Genomic DNA, 18,250 nt, shown 5'->3' on the forward strand with positions numbered 1-18,250 from the left:
ACGGATTATCTAGCGCGTAACCTTGACTTCCGCGCGTGCCCCCTCGACCTCCTCGAGGCCCTCTTCCTCAGCGATACGCTGAGCGTGGGCGATAAGGGTCTCAACGATCTTCGACTCTGGGACCGTCTCAACGACCTCGCCCTTCACAAAGATCTGCCCCTTGCCGTTGCCAGAAGCCACGCCTAAATCAGCGTCGCGAGCCTCACCAGGACCGTTTACAACGCAGCCCATGACGGCGACGCGCAGCGGGTACTCCATCCCCTCAAGACCAGCAGTAACTTCCTCAGCGAGCTTGTACACATCTACCTGCGCGCGACCACAGGACGGGCAGGAGACGATCTCAAGCTTGCGCGGGCGAAGATTCAGCGACTGCAGGATCTGGTCACCGACCTTGATTTCCTCCACAGGGTCAGCAGAAAGCGAAACGCGAATCGTATCGCCGATGCCCTGCGAGAGCAGCGCGCCAAACGCGACGGAGGACTTAATTGTGCCCATGAACTTCGGGCCGGCCTCAGTCACGCCGAGATGCAGCGGGTAGTCAGTCTTCTCAGCGAGCTGGCGGTACGCCTCAACCATGAGCACCGGGTCCGAGTGCTTCACGGAGATCGCGATATCGCCGTAGCCGTACTCCTCGAACAAACCAGCCTCGTAGATCGCGGACTCGACGAGGGCCTCGGGGGTGGCACGACCGTACTTCTCCAGCAGGCGCTTATCCAGCGAGCCACCGTTGACACCGATACGAATCGGGATACCAGCATCCCCCGCAGCCTTCGCGACTTCCTTCACGCGACCGTCAAACTCTTTAATGTTGCCAGGGTTCACGCGTACAGCAGCGCACCCAGCATCAATCGCCGCGAAGATGTACTTCGGCTGGAAGTGGATATCCGCAATCACCGGGATAGGCGACTTCGCTGCAATTGCTGGCAGCGCATCGGCGTCAACCGTCTTCGGGCAGGCAATACGCACAATGTCGCAACCGGCCGTCGCCAGCTGGGCGATCTGCTGCAGCGTCGCATTAATATCATGCGTCTTCGTGGTGGTCATCGACTGGACCGTGATCGGGTGATCCGACCCCACCCCCACTCCGCCAACCATCAACTGACGGGTCTTGCGACGAGGCGCCAGCGTTGGCGCTGGGCCTTCAGGAATACCTAAACCGATGGGAAGATTCATAGTTGCCTACTCTAGCACTGCTACCCAAACAGCTTGATTGGGTTCACCACATCCGCAAGCATGACAAACACACCGATTGTCAGCAGTGCCGCAGCCATCGCATACGTCAACGGCATCAGTTTGCGGTAGTCCGCAGGGCCACCGGGCTCAAGCCCACGCAGCCTGCGTAGCGCATCACGGATTTTCTCGTACAGCACCACTGCGATGTGCCCGCCATCCAAGGGAGGCAACGGGATCAGGTTGAACAGCGCGAGGAAGAAGTTGAGACTGGCCAACATCATCCAAAACATCGACCACATGCTTTGCTGTGCTAGCTCACCGCCTGCACGGGAGGCACCAATGACACTCACTGGGCCGTCGAGTTCACGCTCAGCACCAAAAATTGAGGCGACAACTCCAGGAATCTTCGACGGGAACGCGATAAGCCCCTGCACCGTCGCACTGAGCATCTGCCTCGTAAATGCAGCCGTAGCCGGTACGGCCTCAAGCGGCCCGAACTGGCGCATCGCATCTTCCACGGGAGCGCTCGTCACACCAATTGCGCCAGCGTCAAAAGAAGCACCGGTTGCTGGGTCAATCCTGGTCACCGTGGCGAGTGGAACGTCGATGTCGAGCTGCGCATCGTCGCGCATCACGGTCAGCGTCACAATCTCACCTGGGCGGCGAATCACATAATCTCGCAGCTCCGGGAATGTCTTGAGCGCTTCCCCATCAACTGCGAGCAGCTTATCGCCTTCGCGCAGCCCTGCGTCATAGCCGGGGCCATTGCCAGTGCATTCTCCCAGCTCACTCTCGCTAATTTGGTCGGGTGCGCACTGCAGTTCCCCAACGGTTGGGGTCCGATCTGCGTACGGGTTCGGAATCGCTGCGAACACCGCGACAAAGTACAACACCACAACGCCAATCAGCAGGTTCATCGCGATGCCACCGCTGAGCACCGCCACACGCTGCCACCACGGCTTACGGTACATCGCAACAGGCGCTTCGTCAGCGGTGACAGGATCCTGTGCGGTCATCCCCGCGATATCGCAAAATCCGCCCAGGGGAAGAGCCGCAATGCCGTACTCCGTCTCCCCTTTCTTCACGGACCACACCTTCGGCCCAAACCCCACGAAGTACCGGCGCACTCGCATCCCAAACGCGCGCGCGGTGAACATATGCCCCGCTTCATGGAGCGCGATGGAAACCGTAATGCCGAGGGCAAACAGTATGATTCCTACAATGCCCACTCGCTGCTCCTTGCCATTTCGGGCCATTCAGGCTGGCTTACAGCTGGGCGATAACTTCCTTCGCCGCCCGGCGTGCACCAGCATCCACGTGAAGAATATCTTCGATAGATGTCGGCGCAAATGCAAACGCTCCAGCCGCGTCAAGGACATAACTAACGACGTCCACGATGTGCGGGAACCGAATCTTGCCTGCGAGGAACGCCTCGACAGCTACCTCGTTCGCAGCGTTGTACACCGCTGGGTAGGGGTCTCCCATCGCAGCGGCTTCCCGAGCGAGACGGACAGCGGGAAACGCGTCGTCCAGCGGCTCAAACGTCCAATCGCTCGCCTGCGAGAAGTCGAGTGCAGGTTGCGCACCAGGGATACGCTCCGGCCACGCGAGCGCGTGCGCGATAGGCAGCATCATCGACGGCGGCGATGCCTGCGCGATCGTTGCGCCGTCTGCGAACGTAATCGCGGAGTGCACAATCGACTGCGGGTGCACAACGACATCGATCACATCAGGCGAGATATCGAACAGCAGCGTCGCTTCGATGAGCTCAAGACCTTTGTTGACCATGGTCGCGGAGTTGAGCGTGTTCATGGTGCCCATCGACCACGTCGGGTGCTGGCCAGCCTGCTCCGGTGTCGCTTCCATCATCTGTTGCCTCGACCAGCCCCGGAACGGTCCGCCGGATGCGGTGAGCACAAATCGCGACACGTCGCCCCGACTTCCGGCGCGCAAACACTGAGCCATCGCCGAATGCTCGGAATCCACCGGCACAAGCTGACCAGGCTTCACTTTCTCCATCACGAAGCGGCCGCCAGCAACCAACGATTCTTTGTTCGCAAGCGCCAATACACCGTCTTTGCGAAGCGTTGCGAGCGTCGACTCAAGCCCCGCAGCGCCGACAAGCGCATTGAGCACGATGTCGGCGTCTTGCATCTCCACGAGAACCGCAGCTGCATCGTCACCCGTAATGATGAAGTCACCTACTGCGCGGGAAACATCCTTCGCAGGGTCGAGCTGCTGAACCGCGATTTGTTCTGGGCGCAGGTTGAACTCTTGCGCCTGTTGGATAACAAGCTCAGGGTTGTGCCCTGCTGCCGCGATGCCGACAACCTCAAAGTCTTCGGGGTGCTTGCGAATAATATCGAGCGCCTGTGTGCCAATAGAGCCTGTCGATCCAAGAATCAGAACCTTTTTCACAATCTCCATTGTGGCACGTCACAGTAAAAATAGACACTTAGTTTTTATTTCAATTGTTTCTAGCCAGTCGTTTACCTCGACAATGAGCGCGAGACGAGCATACTGCAACGGGAGTAATCTGCCATTCCGTCCGCGCAGCACCGAGTTGGCGGCCAGCCCACTCGGCCACCAAGCACAGCAACATGGTGCGAAAGTTTGAACTCATTGGGGGCTACGCGGTGCCATCAAGCCCCGCAATGTGAAAAGATAATGCACAGTACACACAGATTTAGCATGTCCATTGCTGGTCGCGCCCTTAGCTGCTTCCAGCAAGCGGACAACTACAGCTCAAGGAGAATGGCAGTGGCTCACCCTCAGGACAAGGCTCCACAGGTATATAACGGCGTTTCTGAAGCTGACGTCCCTTCCGCCCGCTTCGGGTGGAGCGCGTTCAAGCCGCGCACGATTCAACTCGCAGGGTGGATCTCGGTGATCTTCTTGCTCGCGTACAATTTCGGCAACCACCGCGGCCACGTCGAGACCATTTGGCTGGTTGCCCTCGCAGTACTGATCGCAGTGGCCCTCATCTTCCACGGCCTCCAGCCGAAGCTGAGCCAGGTCCGCACGGTCACCGCACACAACAAGCCTGCTGGCCATAAGGAGCCGGACTGGATCTACGCTCAGCAGACCATGTCGGGCCCATACGCCGAGCTCGACGAACGCGAGCTGCGCGCCCTCAACATTGATCCTGCTCGCCTCAACGCGCTGCGTGGTGCACAGCAGCAAAGCATTCACTAATAGCGCGCTAAGCCAACACTACGGCGCCACCCCAACATCTAAGTGAGGGGTGGCGCCGTTTTCGTTCCTCAGCGCGGGACCCGAAGACTACTCGCCTTCCGCGGCAAGCTGACCACACGCCGCAGCAATCTCCTGCCCCTTCGTATCACGAACCGTGCAAGTGACGCCCTGTGCAATAACACGTCGCACAAACTCATCCTGTCGAGCCTTCGGAGACGCGTCCCACTTCGAACCTGGAGTTGGATTCAGCGGGATGAGGTTCACGTGCACCAATGGCCCCAACGCCTGGTGCAGCTTCCTGCCGAGCATGTCTGCGCGGAAGTCATGGTCGTTTATATCACGGATCAGTGCGTACTCAATGGAAACACGACGGCCCGTCGTATCAGCGTAGTACCGCGCGGCCTCCAACACGTCTTGCACAGAGAACCTGTTGTTCATCGGCACGAGTGTGTCACGCAAGTCATCGTCTGGGGTGTGCAGGGAGACCGCCAGTGTGCAGGAGATGCCTTCGTCAGCAAGCATTCGAATCTGTGGCGCAAGGCCCACCGTCGAGACAGTGACGTTGCGCTGAGAAATCCCGAAGCCCTGTGGCGCCGGACTAGTAATCTGGCGCACTGCATTGACGACCCGCTTATAGTTCGCCAGGGGCTCCCCCATCCCCATGAAGACGATGTTCGAAAGACGGGAGCCTTCTTCCTGCATCATTGCTGCGGCAGCACGAACCTGGTCCACAATCTCAGCCGTAGACAGGTTTCGGTCGAGCCCACCCTGGCCTGTGGCACAAAACGGGCACGCCATGCCGCAGCCTGCCTGCGAGGAAATACACAGCGTCGCGCGATCCTTGTAGCGCATAAGCACAGATTCCAACAGGATGCCATCATGCAAGCGCCACAGCGTCTTGGTGGTATCCCCCTCATCGGTTTCTACGCGGCGAACCGGAGTCAGCAGCGTCGGGAACAGGGCGTCTTTCACCTTTTCGCGTTGTGCTGCAGGCAGATCTGTCATGGTGAGCGGATCAGCTTCAAATTTGCCGTAGTAGTGGCGCGCGATCTGGTCTGCGCGAAACTTAGGCAGCCCGAGGGACTTCACCGCCTCAATGCGCTCGTCGCTGCTCAAATCAGCGAAGTGCTTCGGCGGCATACCAAACTTGGGGGTCAGCTGTGGCAATGTTGGGGTCTCAGTCATGATTGCCCCATCTTTGCACGTTAGAACGGATTCATCAATGCGGAAGCACTCAGCAGAATGTACGTTGCACACGCTGCCGGCAACATGCCGTCCAAGCGGTCCATCAAACCACCATGCCCAGGCAAAATCTGAGACATGTCCTTGATGCCCAGCTCGCGCTTGAACTGACTTTCAACGAGGTCACCCATTGTTGCGCACACCACCAGGGCGGCACCCAGGAAGATGCCCATCCACCACGGCCCCTGAATGAGGAAGGTAACCACCGCGACACCGGCGATGATCCCGAACACCATCGATCCGGCAAAGCCCTCCCAGGACTTCTTCGGGCTCACCGCTGGAGCCATCGGGTGCGACCCAAACATCACACCCGCAGCGTAACCGCCGACGTCAGAGGCGACCACGCAGCACATGAATGCCACAATGAACGCTGAGCCACTTACGGAGCCTTCGTCGATAAGAGAGATCATTGCTGCAAAACTGCCGAACAGCGGAATCCATGCCAGGACGAACACGCCAACTGCGGTGTCTCGCAGGTAGTTGGTGGGTGTTTGGTGTCGACCATGATCGAACAACCGCCAGAACATCAAAAACAGCACCGTGAATGCGAACGCAGCGACAACACCGGCAGTCTTGTACACAGCGGAAGACCACACCATGATCTGGCCGAGGATAATCAGGAGTGTACGAGGCTGCTGGTAGCCGACTTCCCGTAGCCGGGTGAGCACCTCCCACATCCCACCGGCAACGGCGACCGCAACAAGTGGGTACCACGCCATAGGCCCAATCCACACGGCCGCAATCACGATGGCGCCAAGAATAACCCCGGTTGTGATCGCAGCTGGCAGGTTCCTGCCCGCATCGTTCTTCGGCTTCGGAGCCGTAATACGGGGCCAGCCCAATGGTCCTGATTGATCTGTCGAGTGTTTCACGTAGCGTTGCTTTCTGTTACCGGCGGGACCCAGGTACTTAGAGTCCTTAGACCTCCATCAGTTCAGCTTCCTTGCGCTGAACCAGCTCATCAATCTGTGCAACGTAGTTCTGGGTCGTCTTGTCCAGCGCCTTTTCTGCGGTCTGCACTTCGTCCTCCCCGGCGTCGCCGTCCTTCTGGATCTTCTTCAGTGCTTCCATACCGTGGCGGCGGACGTTGCGGATAGCGATCTTGCCATCCTCGCCCTTCTGCTTGGCCTGCTTGACTAGGTCCCGGCGACGGTCTTCGGTCAGCTGCGGAATCGTGACACGGATAACTTGTCCATCGTCCGTCGGATTGACGCCCAGGTCGGAGTTGCGGATCGCGGTCTCAATTTCCTTGAGTGTCGACATGTCGTATGGCTTGATCAGTAGCATGCGCGGCTCTGGCACGGAAATCGTCGCCATCTGGTTGATTGGGGTTGGCGCACCGTAGAAGTCGGCCATAACGCCATTAAACATCGCTGGGTTAGCGCGACCGGTACGGATCGTTACGAGGTCGTCGCGGGTGAAATCAACAGAGGAGCTCATTCGCTCTTCGGCATCAAGCAAAACGTCATCAATCATTTTTTCTCCACTTCTTCTGTACAAAGCGTTCGGGGACAAGTAAGTCGCACACTAATCTACCAGCGTTCCGTTGCGAGACGTGCCGCGGCTTGACTCCGAAGGCAAGAAATCGGCGCCCACGGCGCCTAGACTGTCCCCATGTTTTACTCCCCTGCCAGTGCTGCGTTGGTCTACACACACCCGACCCCATTGTGCACTAGCCAGGGCAGGCTGTCTTCGTGGCAGATTCCGATCAAGGACGGGACGGATGTCGCGGGGATGCCCACGTCGCACGGCAACCCGTCACGAAAAGTCATTGCGGAGAAGCACAGCCCGATTGTTGCCGCGTTGCTGGAGTCTGGCGCGTCTATCCCCGGGAAGTCCCTAACGGCCGAGCTGGGGGCGACATGCTACGCCGAGGAGTCGCACTCACCAGTACTGGAGTCTCCCATTTTCCCTGGTTGCACCCCTGGAGGCTCCTCAGCTGGGGCCGGGGTACTCGTGGGCAGCGGGCTCTACCGCGCAGCACATGGCACCGACGCAGGGGGTTCGTTGCGTGTCCCTGCCGCAGCCTGCGGTGCCGTGGGGTACAAGCCTGGCACACGTGCCGCCGTCGCCCACGGCTTTATCACCCGTAGTGTGAGCGACCAGTTCGAGCTCTACGGCCACCGCCCCACCCCGGTGCGCAGACTTCGCATCGGAGTCCTTATCGACGGCCTCTTCGCCACCACCACTGTGTCGAGCAGCCGTGGCGACGCCCTCGATGCAGCCGCGCGCGAGCTAGGCAAGCACCATGAGGTTGTGCCGCTTCGTCCCTACGCCGACGCACAAGAGACATTTGAGCATTTCAAGCACCGCATCACGCACAGTTTCTGTAATGTAGAGCCGCTCGAGAACAGCTATCTCGCGTGGATGCGCGAACAAGGCAACACGGTCTCCCCAGAGTCGCTGCACAACGCGCACGATCATTTCAGACAACTTCTTGGGCACGTGCAACACGAGTGGGATGTGGATATTGTGCTCTCCCCCACGATTGCGTTTGATCCCCCAACAATTGGCTACTTCTCCTCCCTCACCCCGGAAGAGAGCTTCTACCAGCAAACAGTGTGGACACCGTGGTGCACACTATTCAATGTGATGGGCAGCCCCGCCGTTGCGGTCGGGGCGCTCCACCTTGGGTCAGTCACAGTTGGTGGACGCGCGCTCCTTTCGGTAGCGCGCACCGTCGAACACCTTGGACTCCCCGGCGCCTTTTAGGAAACGAGCGTGCCGATCTGCTCGCCGGACACCGCACGAGCAATATTGCCTTCCTTGAGCAGGTTGAAGACCAGAATCGGCATGTTGTTGTCCATGCACAGCGAGAACGCGGTGGCGTCGGCAACCTTGAGTTCCTTTTCGAGCACCTCGCGGGGAGAGACCTCGCTGTAGAGCTGTGCGTCTGGGTTGGTGCGTGGGTCGTCGTCGTACACGCCGTCGACGCCCTTGGCCATCAGCAGCACCTCGCAGCCGATTTCCAGGGCACGCTGTGCGGCCGTGGTGTCTGTGGAGAAGTACGGCATACCCATACCAGCGCCGAAGATGACAACTCGGCCTTTCTCCAGGTGGCGCACTGCGCGAAGCGGCAGGTACGGCTCAGCAATCTGCGCCATGTTGATGGAGGTCTGCACGCGGCAGTCGACGCCCTTTTGCTGCAGGAAGTCCTGGAGCGCCAGGCAGTTCATCACGGTGCCGAGCATGCCCATGTAGTCGGAACGCGCGCGGTCCAGGCCGCGTTTTTGCAGTTCAGCGCCACGGAAGAAGTTCCCACCACCAATTACGACAGCGACTTCGGTTCCGGACTGGGCAACTTCAGCGATCTGCGATGCGACGCTTTCGACAACGTCCGGATCGATACCAACTTTTCCGCCACCGAACATTTCACCGCCCAGTTTAAGCATGACGCGTTTGAATCCTGTGCGAGTAGACGCAAGTTCTGACACTGTGAGGACGCTCCTTGAGAGTTGGCCAATTCCAGCCGTAGAGGACAATTCTATTCCCGACCGATCTTAGCGATCCCAGCCAGGTTTGTAGCAACCGGGCATAAAGAAACCGCCGATGGAGGGTAGCCCCTCTACACCGGCGGTGGAAAGCGTCAAGCTTATGCCTGGCCAACCTCGAAGCGAACGAAGTCGGTGACCTCGATACCGTTCTCCTCCGTGAACTGCTTCACGGTCTTCTTGGAGTCAGCGAGCGACGGCTGGTCCAGAAGGACAACGTCCTTGAAGAAGCCACCCATGCGGCCTTCGACGATCTTCGCAATAGCTGCCTCAGGCTTACCCTCGTTGCGGGTGATCTCTTCCTGAACAGCGCGCTCCTTCTCGATGACCTCTGCTGGAATGTCCTCTTCCTTGAGGTAGCGAGCCTTCATCGCAGCGATCTGCAGTGCAACCTGGTGTGCAGCCTCAGCGTTGTCACCCTTGTAGGCAACCAGAACGCCAACAGCCGGTGGCAGGTCAGCGGAACGCTGGTGCAGGTACTTCGCCAGCTGCTCACCTTCGATGGTGGCGGCGCGACGCAGCTCCAGCTTCTCGCCGATCTTCGCGGAGAGGCGCTCAAGAACATCGTGTGCGGTCTCGCCATCGACGTCAGCGTTTGCGAGCTCTTCCTGGCTGTTCGCCTTCACAGCAGCGGCAGCGTCAGCGATCTTGGCAGCGACGGTCTTGAACTCGTCGTTCTTTGCAACGAAGTCGGTCTCAGAGTTGATCTCGACGATGGTGTTGCCTGAGACAGCCACGAGGCCCTCCAGAGCGTTGCGCTCAGCGCGCTTGCCCACGTCCTTTGCACCCTTGATGCGGAGCAGCTCAACAGCCTTGTCGAAGTCGCCGCCGGTCTCCTCCAGCGCCTTCTTGCAGTCGAGCATGCCGGAGCCGGTGGTTTCGCGCAGCTTCTTAACGTCAGCAGCAGTGTAGTTCGCCATATTCGGGCGATCCTCCTCGTACAGTAGTGGATAAATACGTCGTAAAATTTTGCTTCAAACAAAACACCCCACGCCCGTGTCGCGCCCATAATCCAGGACGTGAACAGGACGCGGGGTGTCACACTCGCTTATGCAGGATACACGTTTAGTGCGTCCTGCGAGCGGAGTTACTTAGCCTGCTGAGCTTGCTCTGCAGCGCGAACAGCATGTGGCTGCTCGACTGGTGCAACCTCCTGTGGCGCAGCAGCTTCAGCCTCAGCAGCCGCCTTCGCAGCGTCTGCAGCGGAAACCTCAGCGGATGCAGCTGCCTGCGCAGCTGCCTCGGCTACCTCTGCCTGGTGCTTAGCGTCGGTATCGCCTGCAGCCTCACGTGCGGAAGCCAGCTGACGCTCCTCACGCTGCTGCTTACCAGCGATGACTGCCTCACCGATGATGCGGGTCAGGATTTTGACAGCACCGATGGCGTCGTCGTTGCCCGGAATTGGGAAGTCGACGTCGTCTGGGTCGCAGTTGGTGTCAAGGACGGCAACAACCGGGATACGCAGCTTCTCAGCCTCGTTGACCGCGATGTGCTCCTTGTTCGTGTCAACAACCCACAGAGCGGACGGTGCCTTGGTCATGTCTGCGATGCCACCGAGAACGCGCTCAAGCTTCTGGCGCTCGCGGGTCAGCATCAGCACTTCCTTCTTACCGCGACCTGCGTAGCCGTTCTCAGCAGCATCCATTGCCTGGAGCTCCTTCATGCGGGCGATACGCTTGGAGACGGTCTGGAAGTTGGTGAGCATGCCACCGAGCCAGCGGTGCGTTACGTATGGCATACCAACACGCTGAGCCTCTTCCTGGATAGGCTCCTGCGCCTGCTTCTTCGTACCAACAAACAGGATCGTGCCGCCGTGCGCAACGGTTTCCTTGACGAACTCGAAAGCCTCGTCAATGTAGGTCAGCGTCTGCTGCAAGTCGATGATGTAAATGCCGTTGCGGTCGGTGAAGATGAAGCGACGCATCTTCGGGTTCCAACGACGCGTCTGGTGGCCAAAGTGCACACCTGCGTCGAGGAGTTCGCGCATGGTTACAACTGCCATGGGAATTTCTCCTTTGGAGTAATCTCGTTCGGTTAATGTTCATGTACTGCGAGGGTTTTTATCCCTCGCCCTAGCACCGCACCTTCTCAACACCCTCATACTGCGGGACCATTGCTGAGCTGGCGTTATTCGGCGCGCGTAGTCAACTTCGAAAAGTTGCTTTGCCAAGCATAGTCGAACATCCCACGATTACCTAATTTGACCTGCGCAAACCGTTGTACTTATCCACAGGCTGATTGTTATCCACAGCGCCATCTCTCGGAAGCTTGCCCCACGCTGCGTCTGCGGGGCTCAATAGCATCATGCACGCACTTCTCCGATGGACGACTTCCCTCCTTATATCGCTCTGCGCATGGTTGTCGGCAGGTCACGCGCTCGCGTACGTCGACCCCACCACGGGTCTTCCCCACGCAACCCGGGTTACCCGGCCCGCGCAGATCCCGGAGAAGAACTGGATGCCGGGACATCGCGGAGTTGATCTTGCGCTGCGCATCGGTGGGCCAGTCCTCGCCGCCGACGCCGGAACAGTGGCGTTCGTTGGCAAGGTAGCAGGCACTCCGATTATCAGCATCGACCACCCCGATGGAATCCGCACGACCTACCAGCCGGTACACGCCCGCGTGCAGCAAGGCGACGAAGTAACGGTCGGCGAGGTGATTGGGACGCTGGCTCGGCCGACCGGGCCACAGGCACACTTGCAGGATGGGTTGCACTGGGGTGCGCTCGTCGCAAAGGACACCTATATCAACCCACTGTCCCTCTTATCGACGCCCACCATTCGGCTCAAACCAACACGGTGAAGAGCTACGCCCGCGGATGCGCCTGATTGTAGATCTGGGTGAGCCGCTGCGAGGAGACGTGGGTGTAAATCTGTGTGGTCTGCAAGCTGGAGTGGCCGAGCATCTCTTGCACCATGCGCAGATCAGCACCCCCTTCAAGCATTTGCGTGGCCGCAGTGTGCCGCAGTGAGTGTGGCGTCACGCTCGTCTGTCCTGTCTGCTGCCCGGCGCGCTCGACGATTCGGCGTACTTGGCGTTGGTCGATGCGTTTGCCTTGGTTGCCTACGAAGAGCGGGGCGGGTCCTGTGTTGGTTTCGGTGGCAAGTGCTGGGCGGGCGTCGTGAAGCCATGTGGTCAGTGCGTTGTGCGCGTTGGTTCCGAATGGAACGATGCGTTGTTTGTTGCCTTTGCCTGTGACTTTTGCGGTGTTGGTGTGCAGGTCGAGGTCGTCGATGTTGAGGGCGACGAGTTCGCCGACGCGGATTGCACTGGCGTAGAGCAATTCGAGGATGGCGGTGTCACGGATGTCTTGTGGTGTGTGACCGTGGGGGCGAATAAGTTCTTCGGCGGCTGGGGCGCTGAGCACGGTGGGGAGTTTGCGTTGCTCTTTCGGGGTGCGCAGGCGTGCGGCTTCGTCTTTGGCGATGTAGCCGTGTTGGTAAGCCCAGGTGGAGAAGGCGCGTGCGGATGCGGTGCGTCGTGCGATGGTGGAGCGGGCTTTGCCGGCTTGGACGGCGTCGGCAAGCCAGCGGCGCAGGGCGTCGATCGTAAACGCCTGGAGATCTGGTGTGTATGGCGCGAGTGTGGTGAGGTCAGATTTGTAGCTTTTGCAGGTTGCCGCTGCGCGGTTTTTCACGTGTTGGCAGTAGTCGATGAAGTCGTCCACCGCGGTGAGGAACTGGGTGGACGACTGATCGTGGCTGCTATTCATGCCCCGTATTGTATCGGCAGCTTACGTCTTCGCTGTTTCGCTGCGTCGCCATAGCTGGCCGTCTCGCTGGATGAGCCCTTTTCCTTGCAACTCGATGAGCACGTTGACGGTAACCTGCAGGGACAACGCTGCGGCCCTCGCGATCTCCTCCGCGGCGAGCCCTTCGCGGTGGTGTTTTGGTGAGGCATCGTAAATGCGCATCTCGGTTCGTGTGAGTAGCTGCAGCGGGGTTGCCTTGTTGTCGTCTGCGAGTTCTTGCTCTGCTTCCAGGCCGTTTTCGAGGCGTATCGCTTCGTGGACGTAGGTCGCGTTGAGCACCATGGTGGCTTCGCCTTTGTAGATGGCCAGGTTGGTCCCGACTGATCCAGCGGTGGTGATCGGCCCGGGCACTGCGAGTGTGCCGCGGTGGTAGTACTGCGCCCAGCGCAGCGTGCTGAGTGCCCCGGACCGGTAGGCAGCTTCGATCACCAGGGTAGCTTGGGTAAGCCCGGCGACGAGCCGGTTCCTCGTGAGGAAGCGGTGCCGCTCCGGGGCCATGCCCGGGCTGTATTCGGTGATGATTGCTCCACCGGCAGCGATGATGCGGTCAAACAGTTGCTGGTGGCGCCTCGGGTAGGTGACGCCTGGCCCACATGCGGCGAACACCACGGTCGGCAGACCAGCCTCGAGGGCCGCGTCGTGGGCTGCCGCATCAATGCCAAGCGCCCCGCCGGAGACGATGGTGTATCCCCAGCGTTTCAGCCCGTGCACGATGTCACGGGTGGCCGAATGCCCGTATGCGCTCAGCGCTCGCGTACCGACGATCGCAATCGAGTTCTCCAGCAGTTCCGGCAAGTTCGTGTTCCCGCGCACCCACAGCGCGTGTGGAGGAACCCCATCAGGGCGCGCCGGGACGCCCTCCCCATCCACGCTGAGCTTCGCTCCAAGGCGGAAGGATTCATAAATCCGTTCGCGCGGCCACTCCGGCGACTCCGGTGTAATGAGCGAGTAGCCATGCTCCGCGGCGGTAGCAAGATCTTCTGCTGGCTGATCCCAGGTGTATCTTGCGTCGGTGTCGGCGGCGAGATCACCAAGCCAGGGTGCTCGGGTGCGCACGCCTTCGGCGATTTCGTCAGCGGTGTAGCCCTCATTCCGAAGCGCCCACAGCGTTGTCGACGGTCCCTCAATGACTCGGTTGAGGTAGGCCCACGATTCAAGCGCGCTCATGCCGACACCTCCTCGCGCTCGGTCGGAAAGGCCTGATCCTCCCGCAGGTCGACGGCCTCGGCGACGTGGCCGAGGTGCGGGCACGAGTCCCCTTGGAGGTCCGCCAGCGTCCACGACAGCTTCAAGATGCGATCGATACCTCGCTGGGTCACCTCCCCACGCGCCAACATCGAAGAGAGGAACATCATCGCGGAGTCTTGCGCTGGGAAGTGTCGACGCAGCCACGGCCCCGGCACCCGCGCATTGGTGAGCGCGCCGCCAGTGTGTTCCTCGCACGTGCGCCAACGGTGTGTCGCGCGGTCGCGAGCCTGCGCAACACGCTGCGCAATATCTGCCGATGGCTCTGCCCCACTTGGGTTCAGCACCGCATTATCCAACGAGGTCCTACAGACAATATCGAGACGGTCCCGCAACGGCCCCGAAATCTTGCGCGCATACCGTGCGCGCTGTCCCCCGGAACAGCGACAGAGGTGAGCCGGCTTTCCACACGGGCATGGGTTCATCGCGAGAATCAGTTGGAAGTCTGCGGGGAAGACCACGTCACGGTTACTGCGACGCAGTCGTACCTCCCCTTTCTCCAGGGGGATCCGCAACGCATCCAACGTGGCCGACGCAATCTCAGAGGCCTCGTCGAGAAACAGCACACCGTTGTGTGCCTGGCTGACCGCACCGGGACGTGGTACCCCACTGCCACCGCCGATGAGCTGGATCTTCGATAGCGAAGGATCCGGTGCGATAAACGGAGGATGCGTCACTAACCCGCCTCCAGCGATTCCGGCAGCCGCATGAATCGCGGTTGACGTAACCATCTCTTCAACATCCAATGCAGGCAGGATCGAAGGCAGCCGTTCCGCCAGCATCGACTTTCCCGAACCAGGTGGGCCGATCATCAGCATGTGGTGCGCACCAGCTGCGGCTATCTCTAAGATTCTGCGCTCAGGTCCCTGGCCCGCGATATCTGCGAAATCCGGCTGGCGTCCGCGCGCAGCGTTTGGCACACGCGCGGACGCTGCTTCGAGCATTTCCTCACCGAGCAACCAGGCCCACACCTGCGCCAGCGAATCGGCCAGCACGATATCGCCTCGGCACACGAGCTGCGCCTGCTGCTCGTTCGCACGCGGGACCACAATGCGATCGATTCCGCCTTCCTCACCAAGCAGCTCTTGAGCAGCCAGGAGCATGGGGAGCACATCCGGAACTGGCCGCAAACTGCCGTCCAGCGCAAGTTCACCCACAATAAATGTGCGCGATAGTGCCCGCTGCGCACGCGGATCCAAGCTCCCCATCACCGCCAACGCAATCGGTAAATCAAACTGAGATCCAGCCTTCGGCACGTGCGCCGGCGACAACGACACCATCGCCTTCGTCTTCGGCCACGGCAGCGAGCTATTGCGACAGGCGGTTCGGATTCGCTCGCGAGACTCTTTCACGGCGGCGTCAGCAAGTCCGACGATGTGCGTACCTGGCAAACCCGGCCCTACATTGGCCTCCACCCGCACGACGCGCGCCCGAATCCCCTCAACCGTGGCACTCAAGGTACTAGCAAGCGGCATCTTCAACCCCCATGATGAACTCGAATTCAAACCCATCCTCGTGGTAGATCGCCTCCACAACATCGAAGCGGACCTCGTAAAACCCCTCGGTGCTTCGCAACCACTCGGCGGCGGCGTTGCGCATCGCCATCATCTTCTTCGCGTGCACGGCCTCTACGGAACCAAACCCAGGCAGACGCCTGGTTTTTACCTCCACGAACACCACAGTGCCGTACGCATCCTGCATAATCAGGTCGATTTCCCCCTGCCTACACCGCACCCGCTTACCGAGGCACGTGTAGCCCAATGCTAAGTACTCCTCCAGTACAGCGTCTTCGCCTAAGCGGCCAAGCTGATATTGGTCCATACATGGTTTCTGCATGTTTTCGTTCCCCTCTTCACAAAACGTTTCGTTCAAACACGCCTCAGCACACAGCAGAGGCGTGTGTGATTAGACGCAAAAACCCCTCCCGCGGTTCCTTAACAGCAACGCGTGGGAGGGGCGGAGGGGACGTCGAAAAGCAGATTACGAGTTCGGGAACGTGATGTCCGGCTTATCCAATTCCTCGATATTGACGTCCTTGTACGTAATCACTCGCACGTAGCGGACAAACCGCACGGCACGATACATATCCCACACCCAGCAGTCAGACATGCGGACCTCGTAGTACACATCGCTGCCGTCTTTGTGCGGGATCAACTCGACAGCGTTCGCAAGGTAGAAGCGACGCTCAGTCTCCACAACAAACGAAAACTGACTCGCAACATCGCGGTACTCACGGTACAGCGATAGCTCAACGTCAGCCTCGTAGTTGTCCAGGTCCTCAGCACTCATGGGTGCCCCCTTCGTAAATCTCAACGGCAGTTCTCACGTTGGCATAACTATAACGATGTTGCGGCGTTGCCCCGTGACGGCGCACCGCGTCCATGTGTGCCTTCGTACCGTAGCCCTTATGCCGCTCAAGCCCGTAGCCCGGGAACTGCTCCGCGTACCCATCAAGCAGACGGTCCCGACTCACCTTGGCCAACACACTGGCCGCAGCAATGCAGCGCGCACTCGCGTCCCCACCAACAATCGGCAGTTGCGGCACAGGCAACCCCGCAATGTGGAATGCATCTACAAGTGCGTACCGGGCTTCTGTTTCCAGCAGTGCAACCGCGCGCCGCGCACCGTCGATGTTGGCGTGCTGCACCCCACGATGATCGATCTCGTGGGCGGGCACATGCACAATCGAGTACGCCAGTGCGTGCTGGCGAATCACGTCAAAGAGCGCTTCTCGACGCTTCGCCGTCAACTGCTTGGAGTCCGTGAGCCCGTCAAGCTGCCGTATCGGCTGCGGTGGTAGCACGCATGCGGCAACCGTCAGCGGCCCGAAGCAGGCTCCCCTCCCTGCTTCATCAACCCCTGCGACTGGACCAAGACCGGCCTTTTCAAGTGCCACCTCGTAGGTACGCAGCTGCTTCAATCGCCGCACCACAGCTCACACACCAGGTTTCGTACTACTGCTGGATCGCTGGATCGTCGACGCCGCCGAAACGCTGAAGCGGGAACACGATCGCGAGAACCTTACCACGCAGGTTTTCCTCCGGAATGGTGCCCTGGTATTCGTCGCCGAGGTGGTACCGCGAGTCAGCCGAGTTCGTGCGGTTATCGCCCATCATGAAATAGTTGCCCTCCGGGACGGTCACCGGGCCGAAGTAGTTACCTCCGCAGGCATCCGAACCTGTCTCAGGGTCCACCGGGTAGTAATTCGGCTGCAGGGTGTAGGACTGATCAATAGGTTTGCCGTCCACCATCACCGCTGGATCACCCTCCTGGCAAGACACCGTCTGGCCACCCTTCGCGATAATGCGCTTCACCAACGTGTTCTCGTCTTTCGGAACAAGCCCCACCCAGGACGACACCTCCTGCAACCCAGCAATTGCCGGGTTGTCAGAGCGGTTCGTGACAAAGCCAGTGTTCCACGAATCCGTGCCCTTAAAGACGACAACATCCCCCGGCTCCGGATCGGAGAAATAGTACGACACCTTCTCCACAAAGATGCGATCACCCTTGCCGTCCTGTCCGTGCAGCGTCGGTTCCATCGACGCAGACGGAATCACATACAGGCGACCAATAAATGTTTGAATAACGAAGATAAACACCAGAGTGAGTACAACGACCATCGGGATCTCGATGTACCACGGCATGGACTTTTCTTCGGATGCGCTCTTTTCGTTCACCCGCAACACTCTAGCAGCGCAACAAAACACCCCGCACCTTACGAAGCGTAAGCGTGCGGGGTGCGGCGTAAGAAGCGAGTATCGCTTAGCGACGCTCCTTGATGCGGGCAGCCTTGCCACGCAGGTCGCGCATGTAGTACAGCTTCGCACGACGAACGTCACCCTTGCGGACAACCTCAATCTTCTCAAGGTTCGGGGAGTGTACCGGGAAGGTACGCTCAACACCGATACCGAAGGAAACCTTGCGGACCGTGAACGTCTCACGGATGCCGTCGCCCTGACGACGAACGACGAAGCCGGTGAAGACCTGGGTACGAGTGACAGAACCCTCGATAACCTTGACGTGAACGTCAACGGTATCGCCCGCGCGGAACTCAGGGATGTCATCGCGCAGCTGGCCTGCGTCTACAAGATCAATAATGCCATTGCTCATTGAAGCAATCCTTTACGTTTCTGGACAGAGGACCCTAGCGGCT

The 18,250-nt window shown here is 59.7% G+C and carries 20 protein-coding genes; 3 read left to right on the forward strand and 17 right to left on the reverse strand.

The window, feature by feature from the left end:
- Positions 1-9: 9 nt before the first annotated feature.
- Genes ispG through dxr form a run of 3 tightly spaced genes read right to left on the reverse strand, consistent with a single transcriptional unit; the run spans position 10 to position 3,600 of the window.
- Positions 10-1,173 carry a flavodoxin-dependent (E)-4-hydroxy-3-methylbut-2-enyl-diphosphate synthase gene (gene ispG, locus BJP08_RS04385; protein WP_070362289.1) on the reverse strand — a complete coding sequence of 388 codons (1,164 nt, stop codon included), beginning with the start codon at positions 1,171-1,173 and terminating at the stop codon, positions 10-12.
- Positions 1,174-1,193: 20 nt separating this feature from the next.
- Positions 1,194-2,402 (reverse strand): RIP metalloprotease, encoded by a 1,209-nt coding sequence (locus BJP08_RS04390; protein ID WP_255364756.1) that lies wholly within the window; start codon positions 2,400-2,402, stop codon positions 1,194-1,196.
- A 37-nt stretch (positions 2,403-2,439) separates the two neighbouring features.
- A complete protein-coding gene (dxr, locus tag BJP08_RS04395) occupies positions 2,440-3,600 on the reverse strand; it encodes a 1-deoxy-D-xylulose-5-phosphate reductoisomerase (RefSeq protein WP_071568436.1) in 1,161 nt (386 codons plus the stop codon).
- 327 nt (positions 3,601-3,927) lie between these two features.
- Between dxr and BJP08_RS04400 the strand changes: the two genes are divergently transcribed.
- Positions 3,928-4,368 (forward strand): DUF2631 domain-containing protein, encoded by a 441-nt coding sequence (locus tag BJP08_RS04400; protein WP_071568437.1) that lies wholly within the window; start codon positions 3,928-3,930, stop codon positions 4,366-4,368.
- A gap of 87 nt (positions 4,369-4,455) precedes the next feature.
- Here the strand turns inward: BJP08_RS04400 and rlmN are convergent, their stop codons facing one another.
- Genes rlmN through frr form a run of 3 tightly spaced genes read right to left on the reverse strand, consistent with a single transcriptional unit; the run spans position 4,456 to position 7,086 of the window.
- Entirely contained in the window at positions 4,456-5,553 is a 1,098-nt protein-coding gene (rlmN, locus tag BJP08_RS04405) for a 23S rRNA (adenine(2503)-C(2))-methyltransferase RlmN (RefSeq protein ID WP_071568438.1), read from the reverse strand.
- 20 nt (positions 5,554-5,573) lie between these two features.
- On the reverse strand, positions 5,574-6,482 hold the full coding sequence (locus BJP08_RS04410) for a phosphatidate cytidylyltransferase (protein WP_255364757.1): 909 nt from the start codon (positions 6,480-6,482) through the stop codon (positions 5,574-5,576).
- 46 nt (positions 6,483-6,528) lie between these two features.
- A complete protein-coding gene (gene frr, locus BJP08_RS04415; protein WP_071568440.1) occupies positions 6,529-7,086 on the reverse strand; it encodes a ribosome recycling factor in 558 nt (185 codons plus the stop codon).
- 138 nt (positions 7,087-7,224) lie between these two features.
- Here frr and BJP08_RS04420 point away from each other — a divergent pair, with 138 nt between their 5' ends.
- Complete coding sequence (locus tag BJP08_RS04420; RefSeq protein ID WP_071568441.1) at positions 7,225-8,322, forward strand: amidase; 1,098 nt, start codon at positions 7,225-7,227, stop codon at positions 8,320-8,322.
- Here the strand turns inward: BJP08_RS04420 and pyrH are convergent.
- From pyrH to rpsB, 3 genes are all read right to left on the reverse strand, one after another.
- Entirely contained in the window at positions 8,319-9,002 is a 684-nt protein-coding gene (pyrH, locus tag BJP08_RS04425; RefSeq protein ID WP_218160227.1) for a UMP kinase, read from the reverse strand. The two genes, BJP08_RS04420 and pyrH, sit on opposite strands and share 4 nt — an antisense overlap.
- A 200-nt stretch (positions 9,003-9,202) precedes the next feature.
- Positions 9,203-10,021 (reverse strand): translation elongation factor Ts, encoded by an 819-nt coding sequence (gene tsf / locus BJP08_RS04430; RefSeq protein WP_071568442.1) that lies wholly within the window; start codon positions 10,019-10,021, stop codon positions 9,203-9,205.
- Between the two features lie 167 nt (positions 10,022-10,188).
- Positions 10,189-11,103 carry a 30S ribosomal protein S2 gene (gene rpsB / locus BJP08_RS04435; RefSeq protein ID WP_071568443.1) on the reverse strand — a complete coding sequence of 305 codons (915 nt, stop codon included), beginning with the start codon at positions 11,101-11,103 and terminating at the stop codon, positions 10,189-10,191.
- 302 nt (positions 11,104-11,405) lie between these two features.
- Between rpsB and BJP08_RS04440 the strand changes: the two genes are divergently transcribed.
- Positions 11,406-11,903: a M23 family metallopeptidase gene (locus tag BJP08_RS04440; RefSeq protein WP_071568444.1), complete on the forward strand. Its 498-nt coding sequence runs from the start codon at positions 11,406-11,408 to the stop codon at positions 11,901-11,903.
- Between the two features lie 4 nt (positions 11,904-11,907).
- On the opposite strand, the gene BJP08_RS04445 is transcribed toward BJP08_RS04440, so the two are convergent.
- From BJP08_RS04445 to rplS, 8 genes are all read right to left on the reverse strand, one after another.
- A complete protein-coding gene (locus BJP08_RS04445; RefSeq protein ID WP_071568445.1) occupies positions 11,908-12,813 on the reverse strand; it encodes a tyrosine recombinase XerC in 906 nt (301 codons plus the stop codon).
- A gap of 21 nt (positions 12,814-12,834) precedes the next feature.
- Positions 12,835-14,019, reverse strand: coding sequence for a DNA-processing protein DprA (locus BJP08_RS04450; RefSeq protein ID WP_071568446.1), 1,185 nt, complete (start codon positions 14,017-14,019; stop codon positions 12,835-12,837).
- Positions 14,016-15,572, reverse strand: coding sequence for a YifB family Mg chelatase-like AAA ATPase (locus BJP08_RS04455; protein WP_071568447.1), 1,557 nt, complete (start codon positions 15,570-15,572; stop codon positions 14,016-14,018). The genes BJP08_RS04450 and BJP08_RS04455 overlap by 4 nt, the downstream gene beginning before the upstream one ends.
- Positions 15,559-15,933 (reverse strand): YraN family protein, encoded by a 375-nt coding sequence (locus BJP08_RS04460; protein WP_083428402.1) that lies wholly within the window; start codon positions 15,931-15,933, stop codon positions 15,559-15,561. Before BJP08_RS04460 ends, BJP08_RS04455 begins: the two co-directional genes overlap by 14 nt.
- Positions 15,934-16,077: 144 nt before the next feature.
- Positions 16,078-16,386: a DUF2469 domain-containing protein gene (locus tag BJP08_RS04465; protein WP_071566111.1), complete on the reverse strand. Its 309-nt coding sequence runs from the start codon at positions 16,384-16,386 to the stop codon at positions 16,078-16,080.
- The gene (locus BJP08_RS04470) at positions 16,376-17,026 is read right to left on the reverse strand and encodes a ribonuclease HII (RefSeq protein WP_071568600.1); all 651 of its coding nucleotides are present in this window, start codon (positions 17,024-17,026) and stop codon (positions 16,376-16,378) included. Before BJP08_RS04470 ends, BJP08_RS04465 begins: the two co-directional genes overlap by 11 nt.
- A gap of 25 nt (positions 17,027-17,051) precedes the next feature.
- Positions 17,052-17,741, reverse strand: coding sequence for a signal peptidase I (lepB, locus tag BJP08_RS04475; protein WP_083428418.1), 690 nt, complete (start codon positions 17,739-17,741; stop codon positions 17,052-17,054).
- Between the two features lie 118 nt (positions 17,742-17,859).
- On the reverse strand, positions 17,860-18,207 hold the full coding sequence (rplS, locus tag BJP08_RS04480; protein WP_071566108.1) for a 50S ribosomal protein L19: 348 nt from the start codon (positions 18,205-18,207) through the stop codon (positions 17,860-17,862).
- Positions 18,208-18,250 lie beyond the last annotated feature (43 nt).

Source organism: Corynebacterium sp. NML140438 (assembly GCF_001875725.1).
Taxonomy (GTDB): domain Bacteria; phylum Actinomycetota; class Actinomycetes; order Mycobacteriales; family Mycobacteriaceae; genus Corynebacterium.

Bases quoted from the DNA above. Each gene is read 5' to 3' on its own strand.
- ispG (WP_070362289.1), bottom strand. From the start codon at position 1,173: ATGAATCTTCCCATCGGTTTAGGTATTCCTGAAGGCCCAGCGCCAACG.
- dxr (WP_071568436.1), bottom strand. From the start codon at position 3,600: ATGGAGATTGTGAAAAAGGTTCTGATTCTTGGATCGACAGGCTCTATT.
- BJP08_RS04400 (WP_071568437.1), top strand. From the start codon at position 3,928: ATGGCAGTGGCTCACCCTCAGGACAAGGCTCCACAGGTATATAACGGC.
- rlmN (WP_071568438.1), bottom strand. From the start codon at position 5,553: ATGACTGAGACCCCAACATTGCCACAGCTGACCCCCAAGTTTGGTATG.
- frr (WP_071568440.1), bottom strand. From the start codon at position 7,086: ATGATTGATGACGTTTTGCTTGATGCCGAAGAGCGAATGAGCTCCTCT.
- BJP08_RS04420 (WP_071568441.1), top strand. From the start codon at position 7,225: ATGTTTTACTCCCCTGCCAGTGCTGCGTTGGTCTACACACACCCGACC.
- pyrH (WP_218160227.1), bottom strand. From the start codon at position 9,002: ATGCTTAAACTGGGCGGTGAAATGTTCGGTGGCGGAAAAGTTGGTATC.
- tsf (WP_071568442.1), bottom strand. From the start codon at position 10,021: ATGGCGAACTACACTGCTGCTGACGTTAAGAAGCTGCGCGAAACCACC.
- rpsB (WP_071568443.1), bottom strand. From the start codon at position 11,103: ATGGCAGTTGTAACCATGCGCGAACTCCTCGACGCAGGTGTGCACTTT.
- BJP08_RS04440 (WP_071568444.1), top strand. From the start codon at position 11,406: ATGCACGCACTTCTCCGATGGACGACTTCCCTCCTTATATCGCTCTGC.
- BJP08_RS04445 (WP_071568445.1), bottom strand. From the start codon at position 12,813: ATGAATAGCAGCCACGATCAGTCGTCCACCCAGTTCCTCACCGCGGTG.
- BJP08_RS04450 (WP_071568446.1), bottom strand. From the start codon at position 14,019: ATGAGCGCGCTTGAATCGTGGGCCTACCTCAACCGAGTCATTGAGGGA.
- BJP08_RS04455 (WP_071568447.1), bottom strand. From the start codon at position 15,572: ATGCCGCTTGCTAGTACCTTGAGTGCCACGGTTGAGGGGATTCGGGCG.
- BJP08_RS04460 (WP_083428402.1), bottom strand. From the start codon at position 15,933: ATGCAGAAACCATGTATGGACCAATATCAGCTTGGCCGCTTAGGCGAA.
- BJP08_RS04465 (WP_071566111.1), bottom strand. From the start codon at position 16,386: ATGAGTGCTGAGGACCTGGACAACTACGAGGCTGACGTTGAGCTATCG.
- lepB (WP_083428418.1), bottom strand. From the start codon at position 17,741: ATGCCGTGGTACATCGAGATCCCGATGGTCGTTGTACTCACTCTGGTG.
- rplS (WP_071566108.1), bottom strand. From the start codon at position 18,207: ATGAGCAATGGCATTATTGATCTTGTAGACGCAGGCCAGCTGCGCGAT.